This window comes from Amycolatopsis acididurans, from assembly GCF_012328925.1.
In the GTDB taxonomy this organism is placed as follows: Bacteria; Actinomycetota; Actinomycetes; order Mycobacteriales; family Pseudonocardiaceae; genus Amycolatopsis_E; species Amycolatopsis_E acididurans.
This window is the reverse complement of the sequence record NZ_JAAXLS010000006.1, coordinates 182161-208345: the sequence shown is the minus strand read 5'-3', so window position 1 is coordinate 208345 and position 26185 is coordinate 182161. Positions and strand designations below refer to the sequence as shown.

The following is a 26185-nucleotide window of genomic DNA, read 5'->3' as shown; positions in this document are numbered from 1 at the left end:
GTGCTGGTTCCATCGGCCCATAATCCAATGGAAGGCGACCGGGATTCTTCGCGCGGGAAACAAATTCGGGGAACCGCGGGTTGTCACGAGCGAACAGTATTGACCCGAACGAAGGACGCCTGGGACATCGAGCGGGGAGGATGCCACGGCAGTGGGCAGAAGAGTTGAGGCGAGTGACACAAAGCTCGAAAGACTGTCGGCGGCCACAGCGGACCGGCTACCCAGGATGCTTGACGACGTGATTCGCCTGCTCAGTCCGCACTGGCCGGACTACGCGGACTTCATCGTCACCGAGCGGGACGAGGTCCTGGTCGCGGCGAACATGTTCCTGCACCGGCTGGTGCGGATGGCCAAATGGGACATCACCGAACTGTCCGGCGCGACGGCGCAGAACTCCGACCAGTTCGGCGAGCAGTCGCTGTTCGAGGAGATCGGGCGCGCCCAGTGGCAGCAGGGCCGGGATCTGACGAGCCTGCTTTCGGCGTACCAGATCGGCGCACGGGTCGCGTGGCATCACGTCGCGGAGGTGGCGCTGGAGGTCGGCGTGCCCTCGGACGTGTTCGCGTCGCTGGCGGAAGCGGTCTTCATCTTCATCGACCAGCTGTCCTCGGCGTCCGCGCGTGGTTACGTGCTGGAGCAGTCCGAGGCCGCGGCCGCGCGGGAGCGCCTGCGCGACGAACTCGGCAACATGCTGCTGTCCGACCGTTCGGACACGGCCGCGATCCGCGCGGCGGCCGCGCGGCTGGACTGGCCGCTGCCCCAGCACGCCGCGGTGATCCTCGTCGAACCGGACAATCCGGTCGGTAGCGCGCTGCTGGCGCGGTTGGACCAGTCGTGCCTGCACGTGCGGCGCCAGCGGATGGTGTGCGCGATCATCCCGGACCCCGACGGCCCGCAGCGACGGCAGCGGCTGGCCTCCGCGCTGCACGGCGCGGGTGCCGTCGTGGGGCACGCCGTCACGCTGGAACACCTCCCGGCAAGCCTGCGGGTGGCCGAATCGGCGGCGCAGCTGCGGCGCACGAACGTGCTGCGCGACGATCCGGTGTTCGTCGACGAGCATCTCGATTCGATCATCGTGCACCGCGACCCCAAACTGCTGGACGCGTTCCGGCACCAGGCCCTCGCCCCGCTGACCGAGCTGGGGCCCGTCACCCGGCAGCGGTTGTGCGAGACGCTCGCGTCGTGGCTGCGCCATCTCGGCGACCGGCGGGCGGTGGCCGAGGAACTGCACATCCACCCGCAAACCGTGCGGTACCGGATGAGCCAGCTGCGCGAACTGTTCGGCGAGTCCATCGACGACCCGGAAAACCGCCGCCGCCTGACGCTGGCGCTGGCCTGGGGCCTTCCCGAAGAGAACTAGGCCAGCTCGTCCAGCGCCTTCTGGAACTCCTTGAAGAACGGCTCCACGTCGTCGACGAACGCCGGGTCGGTGGCCATGCTCATGGAGAACGAGCCGTACCAGCCCAGCACCCCGACCACGAACGGCGTACCCGGTGCGAGCGGGATGATGGGCAGCGCCGTGATCAGCGGATAGGGCCCCCACGCGACCTGCCAGTCGGCGCCCGGCATGTTCGACGCGGTGCCGTGGAAGAACCGCCCGCCGTAGACGTTGCGCGCGAACCACCGGTGAAACCACGGCGGCATCAGGTTCGCGACGGTGTGCATCACGAACCGCGACGCGATCACCCGCGTGCCGCTCCGCAGCCGGCTGCCGGCCTTCGCCACCGCCGCCAGCCGCTGCCGTTCCGGCATCTCGCCCATCGGGACCTCGACCATCACGCCCGCCGTCGAGTTGCCCGCCAGATCGGCTCGCGGCTCGGCCGCCATCAGCGGCACCGACACCAGCAGCTTCGACGGCAACGGGCCCTTCGCCACGCGCCGCAGTGCCGCGGCCGTGCCGGTCAGCAGCAGATCGGTGACCCGCACGCCGCGCTCGCGCGCGAGCCGCTTCATACCCTCCAGGTCGAGCCGGAGCGTGCCGAAGACGCGTTCGGAGGATTCGCGCGCGAGCAGCCGGGATTCGGGCCGGTGGTCGGTGGCGAGCTGGGCGAGCCCGACGACGCCGCCGAGCAGCTTCTTCGCCGCGCCAGGGGTTTTCACCTCGCCGAGCGCGGAGGTCAGATCGGGCGAGTCGAACAGCCGCAGCATCAGGTTGATGGTGCCGATGCCGTCGGCCATCGAATGGTGCACCAGTGAGATCACGGCCGCCGTGTCGTGCTCGATGTTGGTGACCACGCAGTACCGCCACAGCGGCCGGTCACGCGGCAGTGGCGTCCCGGCGAGCTCGGCCACGAGCTTGTGCAGCGCGTCCATCCCGCCAGGGGCACCGTCGGCCCCGGTGAGGTCGAACACCGGAACGTGCCAGTTCCAGTCGATGTCGGGATGCTCGACCCAGCGCAACGGCCGCCACGCCGAGGGTTCGGACAGCCGCTGCCGGAACCGCGGCAGCTCGTCCAGCTTCGCGGTGATGGTCGCCCGTGCCAGCTCATGGGTCGGCATACCGTCCGCGCGCGAGGTGTCCAGCATGATCAGGCCGCCGACGTGCTGCGGCGACCACGGCCGCTCCACCTGCAGGAAGAACGCGTCGGATGCGGCGACGCGGTCCGTTCGTTTGCTCACCACATCAGCGATCATGGCACCAGCGGCCACCACCGCGACAGCACCGGCCGCATCGAGCCAGTAGTGGTTGCCGGTCGCGAGGATCACGGCGAGCGTGATCAGCACGTGCCCGGCGCTGACCACCTGCACTCCCCGCCCGCCGCGGATCCTGGCCAGCACGACCGAAACCCACAGCGCCCAGCCCACGTGCAGCGACGGCATGGCGGCCAGCTGGTTGGCGTTGTCCACCATGGGCGAGCCCCAGGAACCCCACGTGTGCCCGAGCCGGACGGTATCGATGAAGCCCGCGCCGGCCAGCATCCGCGGCGGGGCCACCGGGTAGAGCCAGAAACAGGCCAGTGCCAGCAGGTTGAGCCAGAGAAACGAGTTGCGCACGGTCCGGTAGTGGCCGGGGTGGCGCGCGTACACCCACACCAGCAGCACCAGCGCGCTCGCGATGTAGGTGATCGCGTACTCGTAGTTCGCGAACGTGCGCAGCCAGCCCTGTGCGGCCAGCCACTGGTTCATCGGAAGCTCGAAATCCAGGTGCAGCGCCCGTTCCAGGGCGAGGATCGACTCGCCGGCATTGAGCGCGCGGACTTCAGGCGAAGGCAGCGGATGTGCCTCGATCAGCAGATAGACGGCGAACAGCGTCAGGCCGGCCAGCAGCTCCCGCCACCAGCTCGGCCGCCCGATGGCCCCAGGGTCTTGTCTCGCCGTTAACGACCTGTTGGTTGACGAGCCGGCTGTGAGCACATCCGTCATATAGCACGGATGTCCCCGTCGGCGCTCGGCCTAGATGATCAGGTCTTGGCCGTGTGCCAGCGCATCCGCAGCGTGAGCCCGGGGACCCGGCTCAGTTTTCGCCAGCCGTGACCGGCGCAGATCGCGACGGTCAGCGTGGTGAGCAGACCGCTGAGCAAACCCCGCGACAGCAGCCCCGCCTCGACGCCCCAGTGCAAAAAGCCGATGGTCATCCCGGCGTCGATCAGCCGCGAACCGCCCCACAGCAGTGCCACTTCGACGAACACGCGGTTGACGGTCCGGTGTGCGAACAGTTCCGCGGGCAGGCGCACGAAGTCCCTGGCCAGCCGCGCGGTGATGGGCCTGCCGAGCATCGCGCTGCCGACGAAGATCAGGAACATCAGCACCGATCCCAGCGCGGGCTGCAGGACGTAGACGACGGCACTGGACATGATCAGCGCGACGATCGCCCTGCTGACCAGCATCCCCGTGGACAGCAGCAGCGTGCCCGGCAGGTCCCGCCGCAGCACCCTGCGGGCTCCGATCACCAGCGCCGCCCAGCCGATCACCGCGCACAGCGCCGGCACCAGCCCGGCGAACTGCAGCAACACGGCGAGCAGCACGCTGGGCACGACAACCGTTTCGACGAGCAGGATCAGCGCCCGGACCAAGGTGCTCCGCAGGTGCGGGATCTCGATAACCAGGTGACGCGGTTCAGCTGGTTTCGCGGTGGGCTGCTGCACGGGTTTGTTTCACTCCTGTGGACAAGTGTCCTGGGGATGCACGGGGGTCGCAACTTCGGCGGGCAACCTATCAACGTGTGGGTAAACGCCATGTGTTGCCGTTCGCGTGGTCTCCCGCTGCACCGTCGGGGAGTGTGCCAGCCCGAACACACCCAGCACCAGCAGCAACGCCGCACCCGCCGAAGCGGCGAGCGGCGCGGGTGAGGTGGCCAGCACCGCGTGGAACGCGAGCAGGCCGAGTGCGTAACTGACCGCCGGGTTGACGATCGACATCATCGCGATCGCCGCCGACAGCGATCCGGAACCGTAGGCCTGCTGGCCGAGCAGCAACCCGGTCAGCGTGGACAGCGCGAGCACGTAACCAGGCCAGTCGAGTGCCGTGGCCAGCACTCCGCGATTGATGAGATCGTCGGTGGTCAGCTTCATCATGGCGGCACTGATCGCGTAGCAGACACCCGCGCCGCAGGCGATCAGCGCACTGTGCGCGAGCGGGCCCCGGCCCTGCGCGATCTGCACGAGCGTCACGACCGCGGCGGCCGCGACGAGCACCGCGAGAAGCAGTCGCCCCCGGTCGGGCGAGCCTTGCAGAGGGGCGGCCCCTTCCACGGTGAGGAAGACCGCGACGCCGCCGCTGATCGCCAGCGCGGCGAACCAGTCCCGCAGTGCGGGCCACTGCCGGATCGCGGCCGAGGCCATCGGCAGCGCGAACAGCAGTTGCGTCACCAGCAGCGGCTGCACGAGCGCGATCGACCCGAAATGCAGCGCGGCCGCCTGGCAGAGAAAACCGGTGAGGTTGGTGACCCAGCCCAGCAGCCACACCCGGCGGCGGAGCAGTGAACGGATCAGCCAGAGAATCGGGATCCGGTGCCTGCTCGCCCGGTGTTCGACATCGGCGTCCGCGACCTCGAGCACCGCGCTCCGCTGGAGCGCGGCGGAAGCGGCGAAAAGAAAGGCCGCGACGAAGCCGAGAATGACCGGAACGAACACACGAACCGCAGCGCTCCCCAACGCGAAAAAATTCCGGAGATCAGCCGGAACCACCGAAACGAACCGCTAACGCACGGTACACCCCGGGTACGACGCCCCGCACCAGAATCGGCAGCCGCAGCCAGCGGGGAATGTAGACGTCGGCGCGGTCGCGTTCGATCGCGTGAACAATGGCCTCCGCCACCCGTCCGGCGGAAATCGGCCGAGGAGTGCCGCGTTCGTACGGGCGTCCACGGCGCGCGAAGAATTCGGTGTCCACGACACCGGGCACGACGACGCCGACACGCAGCCCGGTGCCCGCCGATTCGAAACGCAGGCTTTCGGCGAAAGCGTCGACGCCCGCCTTGACCGCGGAATAAACGGCTTCTCCCGCGACCGCCGCACGGCCCGCGATCGACGTGACGAAAATTACGCTCGCGCTCGGCCGCGCACGCATGCCGGGAAGCAGGGCGCGCGTCAGTTCCAGCTGCGCCGTGAGGTTCACCTCGACCAGCCGCCGCACGTCCTCCGCGGCCATCTCGTGAAACGGCCCGGCCCAGCCGATGCCGGCGTTGTTGACGAGGATGTCCACGCCCGCGAACCGGTCGTTGATCTCCGCCGCGGCCGCCCGCACCGCGGCCGGATCGGCGAAGTCGGCCGTCAGCGCCACCCCGCCGGTGCGTTCGGCCAGTTCGGCGAGCCTGCCGCCGTCGCGGCCGTGCAGCACCAGCCGTGCCCCGGCCGCGTGCAGGCGCGTCGCGGTGGCCGCGCCGATACCCGACGACGCCCCCGTCACCACCGCGACCGCCCCGCGGATGTCCATCGCTAGCCGGTGACGCCGACCGCGTCGACGACGAAGACCAGCGTCTCGTTGGGCTTGATGGTGCCCTGCGCCGCGGAGCCGTAGCCGAGGTCCGGCGGCACGACGAGCAGCCTGCGGCCGCCCTGCTTGATGCCGACGAGGCCCTGGTCCCAGCCGGGGATGACCGTGCCCTGGCCGAGCGTGAACGAGAACGGCTGACCCGAGAACGAGTTCTGCTGATCCCGCTTGTCCGACCAGGTCACCAGGTCGTAGTTCATCTGCAGCGCGCTGCCGGCCTTGGCCGCCGCGCCGGTGCCCGGCGTGAGGTCCTTGCTCAGCAGCTTGGTCGGCGCGCTGCAGGTGTCCGGGATGGTGACGGTCGGCTTGCTGCCGAACGCGCCGGTCACGGTGATGTCGTCGGCGGTGCATTCATGCTGCTGCCCGCTGCTCGGGGCGGCCTGGGCCGACGAGGACGCGCCGGTCGCCGGGTTGGGCGCCGGGTACGTCGGGCCACCGCCCGGCGGGTACGACGTCGGCTCCTGGTTGGGGACGCAGGCGGCGAGGCTCACCGCAGCGGCCACCGCGAACAAGATCTTGCCAGCGTTACGCATGGCGCTCACCTTATCCGGGCGCTGACCAGTCCTTATCCGGCACCCACGAGAACGTCCGCGACGCCCTGTCCCGAGTAGACGATGCCAAGCCGTTTGGTGGCGCGGGTCAGCGCGACGTAGAGGTCGTTCCAGCCGCGTGGCGAACCGGTCACGATCTCCTCGGGCGCCACCAGGAGCACGCCGTCGAACTCGAGCCCCTTGGCGTCGGCGACGGTGAGCACGGACAGCCGCTCGTCCTCGGCGAGCACGCCGGACAGTTCGGCGTGCCGGCCCGCGGGGCACAGCACCGCGACCGTGCCACCGTCCGCCGCGGCCAGCTCGTCGTCCACAATGGACTTCAGGTTTACTTCAGCTTCCCGCCGATGCCAAGGCAGCACACCGGTTTCCCGCACCGACGTCGGCACGCGCAGCGCGGGATCGACCTCGGCCAGTGCGGCCGCGGCGACGCTCATGATCTCGGCCGGGGTCCGGTAGTTCACGGTCAGCTCGCGCAGCCGCCAGCGGTCCTCCACGTAGGGGCTCAGCATGTCGTGCCACGTCGAGGCACCGGCCGGGGCGCCGGTCTGCGCCACGTCGCCCACGAGCGTCATCGACCGGCTCGGGCAGCGGCGCATCAGCAGCCGCCAGTCCATCGGCGAGAGCTCCTGCGCCTCGTCGATGATCACGTGCCCGAAGGTCCACTTGCGGTCGCGCGCGGCGCGCTGGGCGGCGGTGAGCTCGCTGCGGCGCTGCTGGCGCTCGGCATACAGTTCGGCGTCCAGGATGTCGCGGACCCGCAGGATCTCCTCGTCGATGATCTCCTCGTCCTGTTCGAGGATGTCCAGCACGCCCTCGGCGTAGGCGCGTTCCTCGCGCTGGCGGCGTTCGCGTTCGGCCTGCCGCTGGGAGTCGTCCTCGCCCAGCAGCTCGGCCAGCTCGTCGAGCAGCGGCGCGTCGGCGGGAGTCCAGCGGGACTTCTCCGGGCGCACCAGCAACTCCCGCTCCGGCTCGCTGAGCACGCCGCCGGCGGCCGAGGCCAGCCGCCCTGGCGAGGCGAACAGGTCACGCAGGAGCCGCTGCGGGGTGATCTTGGGCCACAGCGAGTCCAGCAGCCGCCCGACCGTGTCCGAGGCCGCCAGTTCGGCGCGGATCTCGGTGCGGTCGCCGGCGTCGAGCACCGGCACGTCGGGGTCTTCGCCCTCGCTCAGCGGGATCTCCGGCACGCCCTCGAACAGGTCCACCTCGAAGCGGCTCGTGGCCTGTTCGGCGAGCGCGTCCAGCACGAAGTCGTGGAAGACGCGGCGGGCGAGGTTGTGCGGCCGCAGCGTGCCACGCGCCTTGTCGCGGGCGCGTTCGGCGGTGGCGCGGTCGACGCGGAGGATCCCGTCGTCGAATTCCACCTCGAGGAAGTCGTCCGGCACCTGCTGGCGATCGGCGACCGCGTTGGCGAGCACCTCGGCCATCGCGGCGCGCCCCTTGACCTCGGCGGCGTCGCGGGTGTCCTGGCCGGTGGCGCGCACGCCGGGGAACAGCTGGCCGACGGTGGACAGCAGCACGCCGGTCTCGCCGAGCGAGGGCAGCACCTGGCCGATGTAGCGCAGGAACGTGCTGTTCGGGCCGACCACGAGCACGCCACGCGTCGCGAGCTGCTGGCGGTAGGTGTAGAGCAGATAGGCGGCGCGGTGCAGCGCCACGGCCGTCTTGCCGGTGCCGGGACCACCCTGCACGACGAGCACGCCGTTCAGCTCGTCGCGGATGATGCGGTCCTGCTCGGCCTGGATGGTCGCGACGATGTCGCTCATCTCGCCGGTGCGGCGCCGTTCGAGCGCGGCCAGCAGCGCGGCCTCCCCCGCGAGGCCGAGGTCGTGGCCCTGGTCTTCGGCACGCAGATCCAGGATCTCGTCGTCGAGCGCGACGACCTTGCGGCTCAGCGTGCGGATGTGCCTGCGGCGGCGCACACCGTCCGGCGAGGCGGCGGTGGCCAGGTAGAAGGGCCGCGCCGCCGGGGCACGCCAGTCGAGCAGGAGGGGTTCGTAGTCGCCCTCCTCGTCGAACAGGCCGAGCCTGCCGATGTAGGCGGTCTCCCCCTCGTGGAAGTCGAGCCTGCCGAAGCACAGGCCCTGCTCGACCGACGACAGCTGTGCCAGGCGGTCGGAATACGTGGTGGTCGCGACGTCACGTTCGCTGCGGGCCTGCGGTGTGCCACCGGTCTGCTCCAGCGCTCCGGTCAGCCTGCGCTGCGCGGAATCGCGTTCGGCGTCGAGCTTGCGGTAGAGCATCGACACATAGTCCTGCTCCCCCGCGAGATCGTCGGTGCTGTTGTCTGGTTCCCGTTTCTGGGACACGGACAAGACGCAACCCACTTTCGCTTCAGGTGTTTGGTCGGCCCAAGTCCAACGCGGCACCCGCCGGGAGAATTCCCGGGAAGCGTCAGAACGGCAGCCCGAGCGCGGGCAACCCGATCGCCGAGTCGACGGCCAGTGCGACGAACACCACCATCAGGTAGGTGTTGGACCGGTGGAACAACGCCATCGGCTTGGTCTCCACGCCACGGCGGACCTGGATCTGCAGCCGGTGCGCGTAGAACAGGAACCACGCGCCCGCGACGACCGCGAAGGACGCGTACAGCCAGCTGGTCGCCGGGATCAGCAGCAGGGTCCAGGCGACCATCACCCACGAGTAGATGACGATCTGCCGCGCCACGTGCTCGGCCGTGGCCACCACCGGCAGCATCGGCACGCCGGCCCGCTCGTAGTCCTCGCGGTACTTCATCGCCAGCGCCCACGTGTGCGGCGGCGTCCAGAAGAAGATCACGCCGAACATCACGAACGCGGGCCACTGCACGGTGCCGGTGACCGCGGCCCAGCCGATCACCACCGGCATACAGCCCGCCGCGCCGCCCCACACCACGTTCTGCGCGGTGCGGCGCTTGAGCACCAGCGTGTACACGAAGATGTAGAACAGGATCGTCGCGACGGCGAGCACCGCCGCGAGCAGGTTCACGGTGAAGTACAGCAACGTGAACGAGGCCACGCCCAGCGCGAGGCCGAACACGAGTGCGTTGCGCCGCGGCACCGAGTCCCGCACGAGCGGGCGGCGCTTCGTGCGGTTCATCACCTTGTCGATGTCCGCGTCGATGACGCAGTTGAGGGCGTTCGCGCTGCCGGCGGCCATCGTGCCGCCGACGAGGGTGGCCACCACGAGCCACGGCGACGGGATGGTGCGCGCGGCGAGGAACATCGCGGGGATGGTGGTCACCAGCAGCAGTTCGATCACCCGTGGCTTGGCCAGCGCGAGATACGCGCCGACGCGCTGCCGGAGGCGGTTTCCGCTACCGGGATGTGCAGCGCTGGTGCTGTCACTGCGACCGTGCGCAGCGTCCACCAACGACATTTCGCTCCCTGAGTCAGTTTCGGGTGGTGTCACGCGAAACGCGGCACCGCGATTGATCGTAGTCATCGGCGATTGATCTCCGCGCTGTGGGGGTTCGGCACGAAAGGAGCGGAGCGACTTCCACCAGGGGTGGCGGCCGGGCAGGCGGGCCGGGGTGTTGGCCTTCCGACGCTCGGGTACCCGACCTACTAGGCTGCCTGACTGTCGGCGCGCGCACGGCTCCTAGCAGGAATATTGTTCCTTCGGGATCGATTGAGATGAATGAGGGCCGCCGCGGAGCGCGACAAGTGTGAGCAAACCGACCCAACGACCGCACGGGGAGTTCGAGTTCAGTGTCCGAAACCGCTTCTATCAGCGAGAACAACCCTCTGCTCCGGCGGAACGTGCCCGCCGACTGGACCGACCTCGACACTCGCGCCGTGGACACCATCCGGGTCCTGGCCGCGGACGCAGTCGAGAACTGTGGCAGTGGTCACCCCGGCACCGCGATGAGCCTGGCACCCCTGGCCTACACGCTCTTCCAGCGTGAGATGCGGCACGACCCCAGCGACCCCGAGTGGCCCGCTCGTGACCGGTTCATCCTCTCCGCCGGGCACAGCAGCCTGACCCTCTACATCCAGCTGTTCCTCGCGGGCTACGGCCTGGAGATGGAGGACCTCAAGCAGCTGCGCAAGTGGGACTCCAAGACCCCCGGCCACCCGGAGTACCGGCACACCCCCGGCGTCGAGACCACGACCGGCCCGCTGGGCCAGGGCCTGGCCAACGGCGTCGGCATGGCGATGGCCGCCCGCCGCGAGCGCGGCCTGCTCGACCCCGACGCCGCTCCCGGCGAGAGCATCTTCGACCACTACATCTATGTGGTCGCCTCCGACGGTGACATCGAGGAAGGCGTCACCTCCGAGGCCTCCTCGATCGCGGGCCGCCAGGAACTGGGCAACCTGATCGTCTTCTACGACGACAACAAGATCTCGATCGAGGACGACACCAACATCGCGCTGTCGGAGGACACCGCCAAGCGCTACGAGGCCTACGGCTGGCACGTGCAGGTCGTCGACGGCGGCGAGGACGTCGTCGCGATCCAGGACGCGATCAAGGCGGCCAAGGCCGACCCGCGCCCGTCGTTCATCCTGCTCCGCACGATCATCGGCTACCCGGCGCCGAAGAAGATGAACACCGGCAAGGCACATGGTGCCGCGCTGGGCGCCGAGGAGGTCGCCGCGGTCAAGGAGATCCTCGGCTTCGACCCGGCCAAGGACTTCCAGATCGAGGACGAGGTCCTCGCCACCACGCGCAAGGCCGTGGACCGCGGCAAGCAGTGGCGCGCCGAGTGGCAGGAGAAGTTCGACGCGTGGGGCCAGGCCGACCCGGAGCGCAAGGCGCTGGCCGACCGCCTGTCCACCCGTTCGCTGCCGCAGGGCTTCGCGGACAACCTGCCCACCTGGGAGCCGGACGCGAAGGGCATCGCCACCCGCAAGGCCTCCGGTGAGGTCCTCAACGCGCTCTCCGGCGTGCTGCCGGAGCTGTGGGGCGGTTCGGCCGACCTGGCCGAGTCGAACAACACCACGATGAAGGGCGCCGACTCGTTCGGGCCGGAGAAGGCCTCCACCGGCATGTGGCAGGCCAACCCCTACGGCCGCACGCTGCACTTCGGTGTCCGCGAGCACGCGATGGGCTCGATCCTCAACGGCATCGCGCTGCACGGCGGCACCCGGCCCTACGGCGCCACCTTCCTCATCTTCTCCGACTACATGCGCCCGCCGGTGCGGCTGGCCGCGCTGATGAAGGCCCCGGTCGTCTACGTGTGGACGCACGACTCGATCGGCCTCGGCGAGGACGGCCCGACGCACCAGCCGATCGAGCAGCTCGCCGCGCTGCGCGCCATCCCGGGCCTGAACGTGGTCCGGCCCGCCGACGCGAACGAGACCGCCGGCGCCTGGAAGGCCGCGCTGGAGGACATCCACCACCCGACCGGCCTCGCGCTGACCCGGCAGAACGTCCCGGTGCTGGAAGGCACCTCGCACGAGGGCGTGGCCAAGGGCGGGTACGTGCTCGCCGAGGCCTCCGGCGGCACGCCCGAGGTCGTGCTGATCGCGACCGGTTCCGAGGTGCAGCTGGCCGTCGAGGCCCGCGCGAGCCTGGAAGCCGACGGGATTCGAACCCGCGTGGTCTCGATGCCGTGTGTGGAATGGTTCGACGCGCAGGACGAGGCGTACCGGGAGTCGGTGATCCCGTCCGGAGTCAAGGCGCGGGTGGCGGTCGAGGCCGGTATCTCCCAGCCCTGGTACCGCTTCGTCGGCGACTCCGGTGCGATCGTGTCGATCGAGCACTTCGGTGCCTCGGCCGACTTCAAGACCCTGTTCCGCGAGTTCGGGTTCACCGCCGACGCCGTGGTCGACGCCGCGCGCACCTCGCTCGCGAAGACCAAGAAAGCCTGACCCAGAAAGGGGATTGTCTGTCATGAGCGACCGACTCGCACAGCTTTCCGAAGCGGGTGTCTCGATCTGGCTCGACGACCTGTCGCGCGAACGGCTCAACTCCGGCAACCTCGCCGAGCTGATCCGAGACCGGCACGTCGTCGGCGTCACGACCAACCCGACGATCTTCGCCAATGCGCTGTCCGCCGGCGAGGCCTACGACGAGCAGGTCCGTGAGCTGGCCGCGCGCGGCGCCGACCTGGACGCCACCGTCCGCGAGCTGACCACCACCGACGTGCGCAACGCCGCGGACCTGTTCCGTGACGTCTACCGCGCCACCGACGGGGTGGACGGCCGCGTGTCGATCGAGGTCGACCCGCGGCTGGCCAAGGACGCGGAGAAGACCGCGGCCGAGGCCAAGGACCTGTGGAAGACCGTGGACCGGCCCAACATCTTCATCAAGATCCCGGCCACCGAGGAGGGCCTGCCCGCGATCACGCGCACGCTGGCCGAGGGCATCAGCGTCAACGTCACGCTGATCTTCTCGGTGGAGCGCTACAGGGACGTCATCGCGGCCTTCTTCGCCGGGCTGGAGCAGGCCAAGGCCAACGGCCACGACCTGCGCATGATCGAGTCCGTGGCGTCGTTCTTCGTGTCCCGTGTGGACACCGAGGTCGACAAGCGGCTGGACGCGATCGGCACCGACGAGGCCAAGGCGCTGCGCGGCGAGGCCGCGATCGCCAACGCGCGGCTGGCCTACGCCGCCTACGAGGAGCTGTTCGCCTCCGACCGCTGGAAGGCGCTGGCCGACGCCGGTGCCAAGCCGCAGCGCCCGCTGTGGGCCTCCACCGGCGTGAAGGACCCGTCCTACTCCGACACCCGCTACGTCGACCAGCTCGTCGTGGCCAACACGGTCAACACCATGCCGGAGAAGACGCTGCACGCCGTCGCCGACCACGCCCAGATCGAGGGCGACAAGGTCACCGGCACCGGCACGCGGGCGCAGCAGGTCTTCGACAACCTCGCCGCCGCGGGCATCGACGTGGCCGACGTCTTCCGGGTGCTGGAGGACGAAGGCGTGGAGAAGTTCGAGAAGTCCTGGCAGGAGCTGCTCGACACGGTCGAAGGGCAGCTCGGGAAGGCGAAGAACTGAGATGGTGGGGGAAGAGACCGCGGTCTCCATCGTCGACGGCGAGCTGGCGGCCAAGGCCGCCCCGCTGATCGACAAGCTGGTCGCCGACCAGGTCGCCTCGAAGCTCGCCGCCGGTGACGCCACGCTGTGGGGTTCCGGCGCCGAGCCCGAGGCGTCGATCCGGCTGTCCTGGACGACGTTGCACAAGACCTCACGCCCGCTGATCGGCGAGATCGAAGCGCTGCGCGAGCAACTGCGCGGCGAGGGGATCGACCGGGTGGTGCTCGCCGGGATGGGCGGTTCCTCGCTCGCCCCCGAGGTCATCACCGGCACCGAGGGCGCCCCGCTGACCGTGCTCGACACGACCGACCCCGGTCAGGTCGCGGACGCGCTCGCCGGGGACCTCAGCCGCACGGTGATCGTGGTGTCGTCGAAGTCCGGCGGCACCGTCGAGACCGACAGCCACCGGCGGATCTTCACCAAGGCGTTCGAGGAGTCGGGAATCGATGCCGCGAGCCGCATCGTCGTGGTCACCGACCCGGGTTCGCCGCTGTCCGAGCTGGCCGAGAGCGAGGGCTACCGCAAGGTCTTCCTCGCCGACCCGCACGTGGGCGGCCGGTACTCGGCGCTGACCGCGTTCGGGCTCGTGCCCGCAGGGCTGGCCGGTGCGGACGTGGCGCGGCTGCTGGACCAGGCGGCCGCGGTCGCGCAGACGCTGGCGAGCGATGACGCGGACAACCCGGCGCTGCGGCTGGCGGCGGCGTGGGGCGCGGCGCACGCCGACGGCGCGGAGAAGGTCGTGCTGGCCGACGCCGGCTCGGGTATCAAGGGCTTTCCGGACTGGGCGGAGCAGCTGATCGCCGAGTCCACCGGCAAGCAGGGCACCGGCCTGCTGCCGGTCGCGGTCGAGGGCCCGGAGGCGCCGGGCTTCGCCGACGCGGGTTCCGACGCCACGGCGGTGGCGATCGGATCCGCGGCGCGCGGCGCGAAGATCGCCACCTCGGGCCCGCTGGGAGCGCAGTTCCTGCTGTGGGAGTTCGCCACCGCGATCGCGGGACGGCTGCTGGAGATCAACCCGTTCGACCAGCCCGACGTCGAGGCCGCCAAGGCCGCGGCGCGCGCGCTGTTGGATGATCCGGCCAAACTGGAGGGCGGCGAGACACCGTCCACTGTGGATGGCTCGGTGGAGATCTTCGCGTCGGCAGGAGTCTCGGGCGAGGGCAAGCTGCTCGACGTGCTCAAGGAGTTCCTGGATTCCGCACCGGAGCACGGGTACCTCGCGGTGCAGGCCTACCTCGACCGCCTCGACGACGCCTCGGCGTCGCTGCTGCGCGCGGAGCTGGCCAAGCGCACCGGGCTGCAGACCACGTTCGGCTGGGGCCCGCGCTTTCTGCACTCCACCGGCCAGTACCACAAGGGCGGTCACCAGAACGGCATCTTCCTGCAGCTCACCGGTAACGCGGAAAGCGACCTGGAAGTGCCGGACCGGCCCTACACTCTGGGCAAGCTGCAGCACGCGCAGGCCCTCGGCGACGGTCAGGTCCTCACCGAACACGGCAGGCCCGTACTACGGCTGCACCTGACCGACCGGGCCGCAGGCCTGGCTCAACTCGTTCGCGCCGTACAGGAGGTCGGTGAATGAGCCAGCGGTGGACCAACCCGCTTCGGGACCCCCGCGACAAACGACTGCCGAGGATCGCCGGGCCATCGAGCATGGTGATCTTCGGCGTGACCGGTGACCTGTCCCGCAAGAAGCTGATGCCGGCGATCTACGACCTGGCCAATCGCGGTCTGCTGCCCGCCGGCTTCTCGCTGGTGGGTTTCGCGCGCCGGGACTGGGAGAACGAGGACTTCGGCCAGCTCGTGCACGATTCGGTCGCCGAGCACGCCCGCACGCCGTTCCGGGAGTCGGTCTGGCACCGGCTCGCCGAGGGCATCCGTTTCGTGCAGGGCACTTTCGACGACGACGACGCGTTCGACCGGCTCGCGCAGACCGTGCACGAGCTGGACAACGAGCGGGGCACGGGCGGCAACACCGCCTTCTACCTGTCGATCCCGCCGAGCGCGTTCCCGGTCGTCACCAAGCAGCTGGCCCGGTGCGGCCTCGCGCAGTCCGATGAGGACTCCTGGCGCCGGGTCGTGATCGAGAAGCCGTTCGGGCACGACCTGGCCAGCGCCAAGGAACTCAACGGCATCGTCAACGACGTGTTTCCCGAGGAGTCGGTGTTCCGCATCGACCACTACCTCGGCAAGGAGACGGTGCAGAACATCCTGGCGCTGCGCTTCGCCAACCAGCTGTTCGAGCCGATCTGGAACGCCAACTACGTCGACCACGTGCAGATCACCATGGCCGAGGACATCGGCCTCGGCGGCCGCGCGGGCTACTACGACGGCATCGGCGCGGCGCGCGACGTGATCCAGAACCACCTGCTGCAGCTGCTGGCCTTCACCGCGATGGAGGAGCCGCTGTCCTTCGAGCCGCGTGCCCTGCGTGCGGAGAAGGTCAAGGTGCTCTCGGCGACCAAACCACTGAGGCCGCTGGACGAGACGACCGCGCGCGGGCAGTACGCGGGCGGCTGGCAGGGCGGCAAGAAGGTGCCAGGCCTGCTGCAGGAGGCCGGGTTCGCGAAGGACTCGACCACCGAGACCTACGCCGCGGTGACCCTGGAGGTGCAGAACCGGCGCTGGGCCGGGGTGCCGTTCTACCTGCGCACCGGCAAGCGGCTCGGCCGCCGCGTCACCGAGATCGCGGTGATGTTCAAACGCGCCCCGCACCTGCCCTTCGACTACACCTCGACCGAGGAACTGGGGCAGAACGCGCTGGTGATCCGGGTGCAGCCGGACGAGGGCGTGACGATGCGGTTCGGCTCCAAGGTGCCCGGCACCACGATGGAGGTCCGCGACGTCACGATGGACTTCGGCTACGGCCACGCGTTCACCGAGTCCTCGCCGGAGGCCTACGAGCGGCTGATCCTGGACGTACTGCTCGGCGAGCCGTCGCTGTTCCCGGTCAACGAAGAGGTCGAGCTGTCCTGGCGGATCCTCGACCCGATCCTGGAGCACTGGGCAAAGCAGGGCGCCCCGGAGCCGTACTCGCCGGGCAGCTGGGGCCCCGCGTCGGCGGACGAGGTGCTGGAACGGTCCGGCCGGAACTGGAGGCGCCCGTGATCATCGACCTGCCCTCGACCACCACCTCGCAGGTCAACCGCAAGCTGGTCGAACTGCGGGAACGCGGCGGTGCCGTCGCGCTCGGCCGCGTGCTCACCCTGGTGATCGTCGACGACGACGGCGAGCACCTCGAAGAGCACATCGACGCGGCCAACGAGGCCAGCCGCGAGCACCCGTGCCGGGTGATCGTGATCGCGCGCGGCTCCCGCACGGCGGCGGCGCGCATCGACGGCCAGATCCGCGTCGGCGGCGACGCCGGTGCCAGCGAGGTCGTGATCCTGCGACTGTACGGTCCGCTCGCCTCGCAGGGGCAGAGCGCGGTCGTGCCGCTGTTGCTGCCCGACGCGCCGATCGTGATCTGGTGGCCCAGCTCGGGCCCGAAGGTCCCGGCGGAGGACCCGATCGGCCAGCTCGCGCAGCGCCGGATCACCGACTCCGCCGCCGAGCGCAACCCGATAAGGGCACTGGCCACCCGCCGAAAGTCCTATGTGGAGGGTGACACCGATCTGGCGTGGACCAGGCTGACGAACTGGCGTGCCCAGCTCGTGGCCGCGCTGGACCTGCCGCCGTACGAGAAGATCACCGCGGCGACGGTCACCGGCGAGTCGGACTCGCCGTCCACCGAGCTGCTCGCCGGCTGGCTCGCGGAATACCTGCGGGTGCCGGTGAAGCGGGTCAAGACGGCCTCGGCGCAGGGCATCGTGTCGGTCACGCTGGAGCGCCGCTCCGGTGTGGTGGAGCTGCACCGGCCCGACGGCAAGATCGGCACGCTGGCGCAGCCCGGTCAGCCCACCCGGCGGATCGCCCTGCACCGGCGCAGCACCAAGGACTGCCTGATCGAGGAGCTGCGGCGGCTGGATCCGGACGAGATCTACGAGGCCGCTCTGCACGGGCTGGACAAGCTCAGCGCGAGCGCGCCGAAGACGGCGGCCAAGGCGAAGAACGGTAAGAAGACTCCGGCGAAGGCGTCCGCGTCATGAGCGACGGCGAGGTCGTGGTCTACGCCAATCCGGATCTGCTCGCCGCGGCCGCGGCCGCCCGGCTCGTCACCAGGCTGGTGGATCTGCAGGCGGCCAAGGGCTCGGCTTCGCTGGTGCTCACCGGCGGCAGCACGGGCATCGCGGTACTGGAGCAGCTGCGTGACTCCCCCGCGCGGGACGCGGTGGACTGGTCGCGGCTGGACCTGTACTGGGGCGACGAGCGGTTCGTGCCCGCGGACGACGACGAGCGCAACGAGAAGCAAGCCCGTGAGGCGCTGCTGAACCACGTGCCCGTCGACCCGAAGCGGGTGCACGCGATGGCGCCCTCCGACGGCGAGTTCGGCGACGACGTCGACGCCGCGGCCGAGGCCTACGCACGGGTGCTGGCCGAGAACGCGCTGCCGGAGGACCACGGCGACGTGCCGAGCTTCGACATCATGTTGCTCGGGCTCGGCGGCGAGGGGCACACGGCGTCGGTGTTCCCGGAGTCGCCCGCGGTGTACGAGACCGAGCGATCGGTGGTGGCGGTGCGCAACTGCCCGAAGCCGCCGCCGACCCGGGTCTCGCTGACCCTGCCCGCGATCCGGCGTGCGCACGACGTGTGGCTGATGACCACCGGCGAGGCGAAGGCGGACGCCGTCGCGCTCGCGCTGTCGGGCGCGGGCGAGGTGCAGATACCCGTGGCAGGCGCGCGCGGCCAACGCCGCACCCTGTGGCTGCTGGACACCCCCGCCGCCTCAAAACTCTCCCACGTCTACAAACCCCCCACGGCCTAACCCCGCGAGTCCAGCCTTCCCAGCGCCCGAGTCCAGGCCTGGGAGTGCCCGAGTCCAGGCTTCCGACCGCACGAGTCTGGGCTTCGAAGCGCGCGAGTCTGGGTTTGGCGGCGCCCGAGTCTAGGTTTCCGGGCACCCGAGTCCGGCCTTGACGGCGCGCGAATCGGGCTTCCCGGCCTTGAGTACGGATTTCGGGCACGCGAGTTCAGGTTTCCAGGCGTGCGAGTCCGGGTTTCTCAGGGGCCGAGTCTGAGTTTGGCGGCGAGCGAGTTCGGGTTTGCCGGCGTCCGAGTCCGGGCTTAGGAGCGCGCGAGGTCAGGTTTCTGGGAGCCCGAGTTGAGATTTTCCAGGCGTGCAAGTTTGGGTTTCCAACCGCGCGAGTTCGGGTTTACGGGCGCCCGAGTCCCTGTTCCCCGGCGGGCGAGTCAGGGCTTCCCGGCCCCCGGCGAGTACAGGTTTCCTGGCGTGCGAGTTCGGGTTTCCCGGCGTTTGCGTCCACTCTTTCAGCCATCCCGGCCGCAGGGAACTCGGGACTCGGCCGCCGGGAAACCTGAACTCGCGGGGTGAAAGGTGGGGCGTTAGCATCCGCACATTTATTTGCGAATATGCGTCCCGATCGAGTTGTTCAGACATCTCACTCTCGAGTCCACGAGACGACGAGGGGCAAGGGCATGAGCACACAGGGAATCTCCATCGGGATCCCAGCAGGCGCCGACCGGGCGCACGGAAACACAGATTTCCGGCGGCATCTGCGGCTCAAACGAGTGGCCCTCGCGCCGCTGGCGATCGACGCGACCGCGATCGTGCTCGCGGTGCTCGACGTCTGGCTGGTCATCCCGGACAAAGCACCCACCTACTCGATCTACCTGTCCGGACTGGCGTGCCTCGCGCTCGCAGCGCGGCGCTGGCTGCCGTTCGTCGTCGTGCTGGGCACGGTGCCCGGTTTTCTCACCGGCTGGTCGCAACTCGCCGCGATGATCGCCTTGGGCATGCTCGCCACCCGCAAGCAGACACACTGGCAGGTGTGGGTCGGCGCGGCGCTGGTGTGGGCGTGCCGTTTCATCCAGTGGCCGCTGTCGGACTTCGCCACCCTGTCCTGGCGCGAACACGTCCTCGATGCGATTTACGGCGTCCTGGTCGCCGGAATGCCGATCGCGATCGGGCTGCTCATCGGCGCGCGGGCCCAGCTGTCGCAGAAACTCGGTGAGCTCGCCGCGAGCCGTGACCGGGAACAGAAGCTGCATGCCGACGCTGTGCGCGCGGAGGAACGTGCCCGGCTGGCGCGGGAGATGCACGACGTCGTCTCGCACGACATCACCCTGATCGCCATGCAAGCAGGGGTGCTCGCCGCGGGTTCGGACTCGCAGAGCGCGCAGGACACGGCCAAGGTGATCCGGCAGTTGTCCACCCGCACGCTCGAGGAGCTGCGTTCGCTGGTGGGCGTCCTGCGCTCGGGACTGGCCGACGACGGTCCGCAGCCCGGCCTCGGGGAACTGGACCAGCTGGTGAAGGACTGCGAGGTGCCGGTGCAGCTGACGGTCGACAGCCTGCCCGAGCAGCTGCCCGCGAAGGTGTCCGCCGCCGCGTACCGGACAGTGCAGGAATGCCTCACCAACGTGCGCAAACATGCGCCGGGTGCGTCCGCGACCGTCCGGATCCTGGGCGCCGGGGACGAGCTGAACATCGAGGTCTGCAACGCGAGCCCGCGCGAGACGGTGACCCCGTTGCCCTCGGGCGGCCACGGCCTGATGGGCCTGGCCGAACGCGCCCGGCTGCTCGGCGGCAGCTTCGAGACGTCCCCGACTCCGGACGGCGGTTTCCGGGTCCGGGCCAGTTACCCGGTAGGGAGCTGAAGCCGCCTTCCGCGCCGCTGCGCGGTTGCTGCGCAAGCCTGGACACGGCGGAGCGCGGCGTTGTTCGGCTGGGGATCGGGGCAGGTCTGGCGTTCGCTCGGCCTCGCCATCCTCGCCCGGCCTCTGCCTCCGTTGCCCCAAAAACACCGTGAGGGACCCCCTGATGGTGCTTGAGCACCATCAGGGGGTCCCTCACGAGATTGGGCTAGTTGATCTGGCGGCGCTGGCGCAGGCGTTCCAGCGCCTCGGCGAGAATGGCCTCACCGTCGGCGTCGCTGCGCCGTTCCTTCACGTACGCCAGGTGCGTCTTGTACGGCTCGGTGCGGGGTGCGGCCGGTGGGTTCTGCGAGTCCTGCCCGCCGGGCAGCCCGCAGCGGGGGCAGTCCCACTCCTCGGGAATGTCGGCGTCCATCGCGAACGAGGGACGGGACTCGTGCCCATTCGCGCACCAGTAGGAAACCCGGCGCCGGGGCGCGGACTCGCCGCGCTCGGACTCGCCGGAAGGACCGGCACCGACCCTGGTACCTCGAATCGCGTTACCGCCAACCATGAATCCTCACAGTGTTATCGGCGGCGCGCCCCCCATAGGCACGCCCGTGCACTCAGACCTTCAGCAGCAGGCCCAGACCCACAATGCTGATCAACCACACGGCGCCGAGCAAGAGGGTGATGCGGTCGAGGTTCTTCTCGGCCACGCTCGATCCCGCGAGACTCGACTGCATGCCACCACCGAACAGCGAAGACAAGCCGCCGCCCCGCCCACGGTGCAGCAGCACGGCGACCACCAACAGCACGCTGGTCGCGATCAACAGGATTTGGAGGAACAGCTTCATCTCATCCTCTGTGTCTTCACCGGTGACGTACGATCCGCAGCCCGATCGTACGTCACCGCAAAGGTGTGCCCTGATGGTGTGACGGTCTGAGGTTGTCAGACTACTCGGCGGCCGCAACCCTTACGGCAGCGGACCCCCGGCAGCCAGCGCGCACAGTTTCGTGAACTCCTCGGCCTGCAGGCTCGCGCCGCCGACCAGGGCACCGTCGATGTTGTCGCACCCGACCAGCTCGGCGATGTTGCCCGACTTCACCGAACCGCCGTAGAGCACGCGCACCTCGTCGGCCACCTCGGCGCCGTACTTCTCGGTGAGCGCCGCACGCAGCGACTTGCAGACCTCCTCGGCGTCGGCCGGGGTGGCGACCCTGCCGGTACCGATCGCCCACACCGGCTCGTAGGCGACGACCACACTGTCCTTGACCTGCTCGGCCTTGAGCCCCTTGAGCCCGGCGATCAGCTGGCTCGTGCAGTGCTCGACGTGCCCGCCGGACTCACGCACGTCCAGCTGCTCGCCGACACACAGGATCGGCTTGATGCCGTGCTTGATCGCGGCGCGCACCTTCTTGTTGACGATCTCGTCGTCCTCGTTGTGGTACTCGCGCCGCTCGGAGTGGCCGACGGTGACGTAGGAGCAGCCGAGCTTGGCCAGCATCGGACCCGACACGTCCCCGGTGTAGGCACCCGAATCGTGCGGCGAGAGGTCCTGCGCGCCGTAGGTGAGCAGGAGCTTGTCCCCGTCGATCAGGGTCTGGATGCTGCGGATGTCGGTGAAGGGCGGAAGTACGGTGACATCCACCTTCGCGTAGTACTTCTCGGGCAGCGAGAACGCGATCTTCTGCACCAGGGCGATGGCCTCGAGGTGATTGAGGTTCATCTTCCAGTTGCCCGCGATGAACGTCTTGCGCGCCATCAGGCACCCTCCCCCAGTACCGCCACACCGGGCAGTTCCTTGCCCTCGAGATACTCCAGCGACGCACCGCCACCGGTGGAGATGTGCGAGAACTTCTCCTCCGGCAGGCCGAGCACCCGAACCGCGGCGGCCGAATCGCCGCCGCCGACCACGCTGAACGCGGCCGAATCGGCGATCGCCTGCGCCACACCCCTGGTGCCGGCCGCGAACGGCGCCATCTCGAACACGCCGGCCGGGCCGTTCCAGAACACCGTCTTGGCACCGGAGACCTTGGCTGCGAACGCCTCGGTCGTCTTCGGGCCGATGTCCAGGCCCATCCAGCCGTCCGGGATCGCGTCGGCGGCGACGGTGTCCGTCGCGGCGTCGGCGGCGAACTTGTCCGCCACCACCACGTCGGACGGGATGACGATCTTGCCGCCGTGCTCGTCGAGCAGCTTGCGCGCGGTCTGCACGAAGTCCTGCTCCAGCAGCGAGGAACCCACACTGTGGCCCTGGGCGGCGAGGAACGTGAACGCCATGCCGCCACCGATGAGCAGCGTGTCGACCTTGGGCAGCAGGGCCTCGATGACCGCGAGCTTGTCCGAGACCTTCGAACCGCCGAGCACCACCACGTACGGCCGCTCCGGGTTGCCGGTGAGCTTGCTCAGCACCTCCAGCTCGGCGAGCACGAGGCCACCGGCGTAGGCCGGCAGCGCACGCGCCACGTCGTAGACCGAGGCCTGCTTGCGGTGCACGACGCCGAACCCGTCGGAGACGAACGCGTCGGCGAGCTGGGCGAACTCGGCGGCCAGCTCGGCGCGCTCGGCGTCGTTCTTGCTGGTCTCGCGCGGGTCGAACCGCACGTTCTCCAGCAGCACGACCGAACCGTCGGCCTGCGCGGCGGTCAGCTCCTTCGCGGAGGAACCCACGACGTCCCCGGCGAGCTCGACCTCGGCGCCGAGCAGCTCGCCGAGCCGGTCGGCGACCGGCCGCAGCGAGTACTTGGCGTCGGGCTCACCCTTGGGGCGACCGAGGTGCGCCGCGACGACCACCTTCGCGCCGGCCTCGGCCAGCCGCTTGATGGTGGGCAGCGCGGCGCGCACCCGACCGTCGTCGGTGATGGTGGTGCCGTCGAGCGGCACGTTCAGGTCCGAGCGGACCAGAACGCGCTTGCCCGCGACACCGCCGGCGAAAAGGTCTTCCAGCGTTTTGACAGCCATGGCCTCAGGAGAGCTTCGAGCCGACGAGCTTCACCAGGTCGGCGAGGCGGTTGGAGTAGCCCCACTCGTTGTCGTACCAGCCGAACACCTTGACCTGGTCGTCGATGACCTTCGTCAGCGGCGCGTCGTAGATGCACGAGGCCGGGTCGTTGACGATGTCGGAGGAGACGATCGGGTCCTCGCTGTAGCGCAGGATGCCCTTGAGCGCGCCGTCCGCCGCGGCCTTGTAGGCGGCGTTGATCTCCTCGGCCGTGGCCTTCTTGGTGAGGTTGACGGTCAGGTCGGTGATCGAGCCGGTGGGCACCGGGACGCGCAGCGAGTAGCCGTCCAGCTTGCCGTTGAGCTCCGGCAGCACGAGGCCGATGGCCTTGGCGGCACCGGTGGAGGTCGGCACGACGTTCAGCGCGGCGGCACGGGCACGGCGCGGGTCCTTGTGCGGGCCGTCCTGCAGGTTCTGATCCTGCGTGTAGGCGTGGATCGTGGTCATCAGGCCCTTCTCGATGCCGAAGTTCTCGTGGAGAACCTTGGCGAGCGGGCCGAGGCAGTTGGTGGTGCAGGACGCGTTGGAGATGATCGTCTGCGAACCGTCGTAGAGGTTGTCGTTGACGCCGAGCACGACGGTCAGGTCCTCACCCTTGGCCGGCGCGGAGATGATCACCTTCTTGGCACCGCCCGCGATGTGGGCCTTGGCGGCGTCGGCGTTGGTGAAGAAGCCGGTCGACTCGACGACGACGTCCACACCGAGGTCACCCCAGGGCAGGTTCGCCGGGTCGCGCTCGGCGAGGGCCTTGATGGTCTTGCCGCCGACGACGATGCCCTCGCCGCTGACGGTGACCTCCTCCGGGTAACGGCCAAGGACGCTGTCGTACTTGAGCAGCTGGGCCATCGTGTTGACGTCGCCAAGGTCGTTGAACGCCACGATCTCGATGTCGTGACCGCCGGCCTGCACGGCACGGAAGAAGTTGCGGCCGATCCGGCCGAAGCCGTTCACACCTACGCGAACCGTCACTGCTCTTCTCTCCTCGGGTCCGGCCCGGTCGCTACCGGGCCACACGTCTTCGGGCTCCTGGCCACCCTAGCGTGCTGGCCTGCGCGTACTGACCCCGACCGGCGAGATATCCGCCACCCAGGCGAATCGATCAAGATGAGGCGTTTCACGAAGCCAGTTCCCGCTCCAGCGGTGTCCGGAACTTCGGGATTACCCGCATCGGCCCGAGCCACTCGCGAAGCCGCTCCGCCTCCGCCCGGATGGCCGCCTCAGCGTGCGCCCCGACGTCTTCGAGTAGGCGGCAGGCGATCTCGCCGTCCGCGCGCTGCACCCAGCCGCCCACCACACGGCCGCCCCACCAGATGGTCGGGCCGATGTTGCCGCTGCGGTCGAACAGTGCCTCGCGGTGCGGGCCGAGGTACCAGTCGCGCTCGGCCCAGCCCATCGGCGTGGGATCCAGCGCGGGCAGCAGCCGGGCGGCCGGCTCCGGCTCCGGCACCGGCTCGAGGTCGTCGGCGAGCGCGATGCCCGGGACGCCGTCGAGGTCGACCTCGGCCGGGCCGATCTCGGCCAGTGCCTTCCTGACCTGGCCGACGGTCCAGCCGGTCCACCACTTGAGGTCCTCGACCGGCGCGGGACCGAACGCGGACAGCCAGCGGCGGGCCAGTTCGGCACGGGCCTGCCCGGCGGGCATCGCCGGGATGCCGCCCAGCCACGACTCGGCGGTGGCCCACTCGTACTGGGTGGACAGCCAGGAACCGCGCGGGCGGCCGCGCACGATCCGGCCCCGCGCGGCGAGCAGGAACAGCACGCGGTTGGTGATGTAGCCGTTCGATTCGTAGGGTTTTCCTCGCGAGACCACGATTCTCGTGCGCAGCCGGGGCTCCCCGTCGGCGATCTCGGCCGCGTAGCCGGTGCCGCGGGCCGCGAGCGCGGCGAAGGCGCCCTCCTCGACGTCGGCGAGCCAGGCGTCCAGATCCTCGTCGAGGCCGGCCGTGGTCAGGTGCTGGAGCAGGAGCTTGCGCTGTCTGGCCGCGATGTCGTCGGCGCACGCGGCCTGCACGACCGGCGCGAGCCCGGCCGGGACGACGAACACCGTGCGGCGCATGCCCAGCATCCGCAGCAGCGTGCGGTCCTCGTACAGCGCGCGCTCCGCCGTGTCCGGTTCACGCAGGCGGGCCGCGGCGGACAGGTGCACCGACGCCGGGTCGGTGGCGTGCAGCGCGACGAGACCGGCCGCGATCTGCTCGACACTGCCCGCGGGCGTGCCGAGGTGATGCCGGGCGACCAGCCGCGCGCGCCGTTCGGCGACGGAGAATCTTCGGGTCACGAACCTCTTCCTACCAGGGGTGTCCGACAAAAATCGTCGCGCGGGCACAGGCCGCGGAACTAGGCTTCCGCCGTGGTGTCTTCAAGTCATTTCGCCGCGTTCGCGGCGCTTGTCTTCCTGATGGTGGTCGTGCCCGGCCCGAGCGTGCTGTTCACCGTGAGCCGCGCGCTCACCGTCGGCAAGCGCGGCGCGCTGCTCACCGTGCTCGGCAACGCGACGGGCTCCTACCTGCAGGTGGTCGCGCTGGCGTTCGGGCTCGGGGCGATTGTGTCGGCCTCCACCGCGGTGTTCACCGCGATCAAGCTGGCCGGCGCGGCGTACCTGATCTGTCTGGGCGTGCAGGCGATCCGGCACCGCCATCGGCTGAGCGAGGCGCTGGGCGCCGAGGTCGGCACCGGAACGCGCCGCACGCTGACGGTGCTGCGCGACGGGTTCGTCGTCGGTTTCACCAACCCGAAGACGCTGGCGTTCTTCGGCGCGGTGCTGCCGCAGTTCGTCGTGCCCTCGGCGGACTGGGTGCCCGGGCAGGTGCTGTTGCTGGGCGTGTGCCTTCCGGTGATCGCGCTCGTGTCCGATTCGCTGTGGGCGCTGGTCGCCAGCGGGGCCCGTGCGTGGTTCGCCCGCTCGCCCCGCAGGCTGGCGCTGGTGGGCGGCACGAGCGGGCTGGTGATGATCGGTCTCGGCGCGGGGCTGGCGATCAACGGCCGCAAGGATTGATGCTCAGCACTGCCGCCTACGCCGCCGAGTGCGCGCAGGAAGCGCGGGCG

22 protein-coding genes are annotated in these 26185 nt (G+C 69.8%); 9 read left to right on the top strand and 13 right to left on the bottom strand.

Annotation, left to right across the window (positions count from 1 at the left end):
- The first annotated feature begins 226 nt into the window (after positions 1 to 226).
- Positions 227 to 1360 carry a PucR family transcriptional regulator gene (locus tag HFP15_RS12750; RefSeq protein ID WP_246271625.1) on the top strand — a complete coding sequence of 378 codons (1134 nt, stop codon included), beginning with the start codon at positions 227 to 229 and terminating at the stop codon, positions 1358 to 1360.
- Here the strand turns inward: HFP15_RS12750 and HFP15_RS12745 are convergent.
- The 7 genes from HFP15_RS12745 to HFP15_RS12715 form a co-directional block, all read right to left on the bottom strand.
- Positions 1357 to 3363 carry a bifunctional phosphatase PAP2/O-acyltransferase family protein gene (locus HFP15_RS12745; protein ID WP_168514956.1) on the bottom strand — a complete coding sequence of 669 codons (2007 nt, stop codon included), beginning with the start codon at positions 3361 to 3363 and terminating at the stop codon, positions 1357 to 1359. The two genes, HFP15_RS12750 and HFP15_RS12745, sit on opposite strands and share 4 nt — an antisense overlap.
- 38 nt (positions 3364 to 3401) lie before the next feature.
- Positions 3402 to 4085: a DUF3159 domain-containing protein gene (locus HFP15_RS12740; protein ID WP_168514954.1), complete on the bottom strand. Its 684-nt coding sequence runs from the start codon at positions 4083 to 4085 to the stop codon at positions 3402 to 3404.
- A 9-nt stretch (positions 4086 to 4094) separates the two neighbouring features.
- On the bottom strand, positions 4095 to 5072 hold the full coding sequence (locus HFP15_RS12735) for a DMT family transporter (RefSeq protein WP_168514952.1): 978 nt from the start codon (positions 5070 to 5072) through the stop codon (positions 4095 to 4097).
- Between the two features lie 40 nt (positions 5073 to 5112).
- Positions 5113 to 5874: an SDR family NAD(P)-dependent oxidoreductase gene (locus HFP15_RS12730; protein ID WP_168514950.1), complete on the bottom strand. Its 762-nt coding sequence runs from the start codon at positions 5872 to 5874 to the stop codon at positions 5113 to 5115.
- A gap of 2 nt (positions 5875 to 5876) precedes the next feature.
- Positions 5877 to 6464 (bottom strand): FKBP-type peptidyl-prolyl cis-trans isomerase, encoded by a 588-nt coding sequence (locus HFP15_RS12725; protein ID WP_168514948.1) that lies wholly within the window; start codon positions 6462 to 6464, stop codon positions 5877 to 5879.
- A 32-nt stretch (positions 6465 to 6496) separates the two neighbouring features.
- Positions 6497 to 8788, bottom strand: coding sequence for an ATP-binding domain-containing protein (locus HFP15_RS12720; RefSeq protein ID WP_168514946.1), 2292 nt, complete (start codon positions 8786 to 8788; stop codon positions 6497 to 6499).
- Between the two features lie 85 nt (positions 8789 to 8873).
- A complete protein-coding gene (locus tag HFP15_RS12715) occupies positions 8874 to 9836 on the bottom strand; it encodes a heme o synthase (protein ID WP_168514944.1) in 963 nt (320 codons plus the stop codon).
- A gap of 332 nt (positions 9837 to 10168) precedes the next feature.
- On the opposite strand from HFP15_RS12715, the gene tkt reads away from it, so the two are divergent.
- From tkt to HFP15_RS12680, 7 genes are all read left to right on the top strand, one after another.
- Positions 10169 to 12271, top strand: coding sequence for a transketolase (gene tkt / locus HFP15_RS12710; protein WP_168514942.1), 2103 nt, complete (start codon positions 10169 to 10171; stop codon positions 12269 to 12271).
- Between the two features lie 22 nt (positions 12272 to 12293).
- Positions 12294 to 13403: a transaldolase gene (gene tal / locus HFP15_RS12705; RefSeq protein ID WP_168514940.1), complete on the top strand. Its 1110-nt coding sequence runs from the start codon at positions 12294 to 12296 to the stop codon at positions 13401 to 13403.
- Position 13404: 1 nt separating this feature from the next.
- A complete protein-coding gene (locus tag HFP15_RS12700) occupies positions 13405 to 15024 on the top strand; it encodes a phosphoglucose isomerase-related protein (RefSeq protein WP_168514938.1) in 1620 nt (539 codons plus the stop codon).
- Positions 15021 to 16550, top strand: a complete 1530-nt coding sequence (gene zwf / locus HFP15_RS12695) for a glucose-6-phosphate dehydrogenase (protein ID WP_168514936.1) — start codon at positions 15021 to 15023, stop codon at positions 16548 to 16550. The genes HFP15_RS12700 and zwf overlap by 4 nt, the downstream gene beginning before the upstream one ends.
- Positions 16547 to 17530: a glucose-6-phosphate dehydrogenase assembly protein OpcA gene (opcA, locus tag HFP15_RS12690; RefSeq protein ID WP_168514934.1), complete on the top strand. Its 984-nt coding sequence runs from the start codon at positions 16547 to 16549 to the stop codon at positions 17528 to 17530. The genes zwf and opcA overlap by 4 nt, the downstream gene beginning before the upstream one ends.
- Positions 17527 to 18306: a 6-phosphogluconolactonase gene (pgl, locus tag HFP15_RS12685; protein WP_168514932.1), complete on the top strand. Its 780-nt coding sequence runs from the start codon at positions 17527 to 17529 to the stop codon at positions 18304 to 18306. Before opcA ends, pgl begins: the two co-directional genes overlap by 4 nt.
- A 671-nt stretch (positions 18307 to 18977) precedes the next feature.
- On the top strand, positions 18978 to 20159 hold the full coding sequence (locus HFP15_RS12680; protein WP_168514930.1) for a sensor histidine kinase: 1182 nt from the start codon (positions 18978 to 18980) through the stop codon (positions 20157 to 20159).
- Between the two features lie 205 nt (positions 20160 to 20364).
- Here HFP15_RS12680 and HFP15_RS12675 read toward each other — a convergent pair whose 3' ends face one another.
- The 6 genes from HFP15_RS12675 to HFP15_RS12650 form a co-directional block, all read right to left on the bottom strand.
- Positions 20365 to 20709, bottom strand: coding sequence for an RNA polymerase-binding protein RbpA (locus HFP15_RS12675; protein WP_168514928.1), 345 nt, complete (start codon positions 20707 to 20709; stop codon positions 20365 to 20367).
- A 52-nt stretch (positions 20710 to 20761) separates the two neighbouring features.
- A complete protein-coding gene (gene secG / locus HFP15_RS12670) occupies positions 20762 to 20992 on the bottom strand; it encodes a preprotein translocase subunit SecG (RefSeq protein WP_168514926.1) in 231 nt (76 codons plus the stop codon).
- Positions 20993 to 21112: 120 nt separating this feature from the next.
- Entirely contained in the window at positions 21113 to 21901 is a 789-nt protein-coding gene (gene tpiA, locus HFP15_RS12665) for a triose-phosphate isomerase (RefSeq protein WP_168514924.1), read from the bottom strand.
- Positions 21901 to 23100, bottom strand: a complete 1200-nt coding sequence (locus tag HFP15_RS12660; RefSeq protein ID WP_168514922.1) for a phosphoglycerate kinase — start codon at positions 23098 to 23100, stop codon at positions 21901 to 21903. The genes tpiA and HFP15_RS12660 overlap by 1 nt, the downstream gene beginning before the upstream one ends.
- Positions 23101 to 23104: 4 nt before the next feature.
- Positions 23105 to 24109 carry a type I glyceraldehyde-3-phosphate dehydrogenase gene (gene gap, locus HFP15_RS12655; RefSeq protein WP_168514920.1) on the bottom strand — a complete coding sequence of 335 codons (1005 nt, stop codon included), beginning with the start codon at positions 24107 to 24109 and terminating at the stop codon, positions 23105 to 23107.
- A 145-nt stretch (positions 24110 to 24254) separates the two neighbouring features.
- On the bottom strand, positions 24255 to 25418 hold the full coding sequence (locus HFP15_RS12650) for a winged helix DNA-binding domain-containing protein (protein ID WP_168514918.1): 1164 nt from the start codon (positions 25416 to 25418) through the stop codon (positions 24255 to 24257).
- 72 nt (positions 25419 to 25490) lie between these two features.
- Here HFP15_RS12650 and HFP15_RS12645 point away from each other — a divergent pair, with 72 nt between their 5' ends.
- Entirely contained in the window at positions 25491 to 26135 is a 645-nt protein-coding gene (locus tag HFP15_RS12645) for a LysE family translocator (RefSeq protein WP_168514916.1), read from the top strand.
- The last annotated feature ends 50 nt before the right edge of the window (positions 26136 to 26185 follow it).

Coding starts and splice junctions, on each gene's coding strand:
- HFP15_RS12715 (WP_168514944.1), bottom strand. CDS start 9,836: ATGTCGTTGGTGGACGCTGCGCACGGTCGCAGTGACAGCACCAGCGCT.
- zwf (WP_168514936.1), top strand. CDS start 15,021: ATGAGCCAGCGGTGGACCAACCCGCTTCGGGACCCCCGCGACAAACGA.
- HFP15_RS12700 (WP_168514938.1), top strand. CDS start 13,405: ATGGTGGGGGAAGAGACCGCGGTCTCCATCGTCGACGGCGAGCTGGCG.
- HFP15_RS12680 (WP_168514930.1), top strand. CDS start 18,978: ATGAGCACACAGGGAATCTCCATCGGGATCCCAGCAGGCGCCGACCGG.
- pgl (WP_168514932.1), top strand. CDS start 17,527: ATGAGCGACGGCGAGGTCGTGGTCTACGCCAATCCGGATCTGCTCGCC.
- secG (WP_168514926.1), bottom strand. CDS start 20,992: ATGAAGCTGTTCCTCCAAATCCTGTTGATCGCGACCAGCGTGCTGTTG.
- HFP15_RS12745 (WP_168514956.1), bottom strand. CDS start 3,363: ATGACGGATGTGCTCACAGCCGGCTCGTCAACCAACAGGTCGTTAACG.
- HFP15_RS12675 (WP_168514928.1), bottom strand. CDS start 20,709: ATGGTTGGCGGTAACGCGATTCGAGGTACCAGGGTCGGTGCCGGTCCT.
- HFP15_RS12725 (WP_168514948.1), bottom strand. CDS start 6,464: ATGCGTAACGCTGGCAAGATCTTGTTCGCGGTGGCCGCTGCGGTGAGC.
- tpiA (WP_168514924.1), bottom strand. CDS start 21,901: ATGGCGCGCAAGACGTTCATCGCGGGCAACTGGAAGATGAACCTCAAT.
- HFP15_RS12660 (WP_168514922.1), bottom strand. CDS start 23,100: ATGGCTGTCAAAACGCTGGAAGACCTTTTCGCCGGCGGTGTCGCGGGC.
- HFP15_RS12750 (WP_246271625.1), top strand. CDS start 227: ATGCTTGACGACGTGATTCGCCTGCTCAGTCCGCACTGGCCGGACTAC.
- tal (WP_168514940.1), top strand. CDS start 12,294: ATGAGCGACCGACTCGCACAGCTTTCCGAAGCGGGTGTCTCGATCTGG.
- HFP15_RS12730 (WP_168514950.1), bottom strand. CDS start 5,874: ATGGACATCCGCGGGGCGGTCGCGGTGGTGACGGGGGCGTCGTCGGGT.